The 1,695-nt window shown below is 33.3% G+C and carries 1 protein-coding gene and 2 pseudogenes; 1 reads left to right on the forward strand and 2 read right to left on the reverse strand.

Going from position 1 to position 1,695, the window contains the following annotated elements:
* Positions 1-195 precede the first annotated feature (195 nt).
* Positions 196-1,038, reverse strand: coding sequence for a DMT family transporter (locus tag BM153_RS13400; protein ID WP_092874997.1), 843 nt, complete (start codon positions 1,036-1,038; stop codon positions 196-198).
* Positions 1,039-1,150: 112 nt separating this feature from the next.
* Between BM153_RS13400 and BM153_RS14105 the strand changes: the two are divergent.
* Positions 1,151-1,243: pseudogene (locus BM153_RS14105) on the forward strand (IS607 family transposase); the annotation flags it as partial.
* Positions 1,244-1,327: 84 nt separating this feature from the next.
* Here the strand turns inward: BM153_RS14105 and BM153_RS13405 are convergent.
* Positions 1,328-1,695, reverse strand: a pseudogene (locus BM153_RS13405) (transposase); the annotation flags it as partial.

Here is a 1,695-nt window from a genome sequence, read left to right on the forward strand (position 1 = left end):
ATAACAAAGCGAAAATATTATAAAAAAAGCCAACAACTGACATAACAAAGCAAAATATTATACAAAAAACTAGTAACTGACATAACTAAGAATAAATATTATATAAAAAGCTGATAGGTGACTTAACATAGTAAAAAAATTATGCAAGAAAGATATTGGCCTTAATTAACATAAAAAAGGTATTATGCATGAAGGTTATTTACCAAATTTGATATAGGAAAGATTATATGTGAGTATGGCTATCACTACAATAGCAGCACCTGCCAGTGAAACTGGGGACATGACTTCGCTCCAGACAATTGCGACTATTATAGGATTGAGAATGGGTTCAATTGTACTTATAAGGCATGCCGGAACCGGAGGTGTGTGTTTTGTTCCTTCGGCAAAAAATATGTAGGCAAGGCCGATTTGAACGGCTCCTAAGAAAATTACGGAAATAATAACAATTGGTGAAAAATCGGTTTCTTTTACAATGTTTGGGCTTAATACTATTCCACATAAAAGCTGTCCAAAGAAAAAAGAAGACAAAGAATCGCCATCCTTGAATTCATTAATTATGTATAATCCTGCGTAAAAAATACCAGCTAAAACAGCTACCAGATCCCCTTTTATATCACCATTTCCCAAGGAATCGTAGAAAAAACATAAAATACCTATAAATACAATAATAACTGTTATTATCTCTTTTTTTGTGGCTTTTTTTCTAAATAATAATGCCATTAAAACTATAATCCATACGGGACATGTGTATTGAAGAATAATTGCGTTGGCAGCACTTGTGAGTTTATTAGCCAGAACAAAAAGCGTTGACATTGAAAACATACAAAGTGTACCAAATAGGACAGATTTATTTATTTTTAGTTTGTGATGTGTAAAAATAATATATGTGCCGATTACCATTGCTGCAAAAATATTTCTTACTCCGTTAATTGTAAAAGGATTCCAGGGTACTAATTTTAAAACTGCCCCACCGGTAGAAAAGCATAATGCGGCAAATACCATCATCAAAGGTCCGTGAAATTTTAATTGTTTTTCCATAATTTGCTCCTATATTTACTTGAATGTCGTCAAGATAACACATATTTTGTTAAAAGTAAAGCTTATATGTTAGAAAAATGACCGGGGTGTTTTTGTGATAGAAAAAAACAATGAATTGATTAGACGCATATCAAAAAATCATATCAAAAAAGTTGTTGTTTTGTATAAAGACAGGCTATTACGATTTGGTTTTGAGTTAGTAGAATGATATTGTCAATATTACTTTACAACATAAACTCGTATATAAACGAAGCTATGCAGCCATGTTCTTTATGGCCTCATAGTAACGTTATTTTTTAACCATAGGAGGAAGTCCTTTGTTTGAGGAACATATCCTTCTATTATTCCAGTAACTGATGAAGCATCCCAGATCATGACTTTAAGTTCTGCAACGGTATAATTTGTAGATTTGATGTCTCTTGTATAAAAGAGCTCATCTTTCATCCTTGCCCACATACTTTCACAGCGGGCATTATCATGCCACCTACCGCCATCGCTATTCATACTTTGGATGATGCCATGTTTGTTTATTGCCTCGCGATATAAATCGCTAGTATATTGTGTACCTCTGTCTGAGTGACATATACAACCTTTCATGCCAGGGTGTGTAGTATAGGCATTTTCAAGGGTTGCTACACATAATGGAGCCTTCATATT

Source organism: Acetitomaculum ruminis DSM 5522, from assembly GCF_900112085.1.
Taxonomy (GTDB): Bacteria; Bacillota; Clostridia; order Lachnospirales; family Lachnospiraceae; genus Acetitomaculum; species Acetitomaculum ruminis.

Excerpts from the sequence above, each read along its gene's own strand:
- BM153_RS13400 (WP_092874997.1), bottom strand. The coding sequence starts at position 1,038 with ATGGAAAAACAATTAAAATTTCACGGACCTTTGATGATGGTATTTGCC.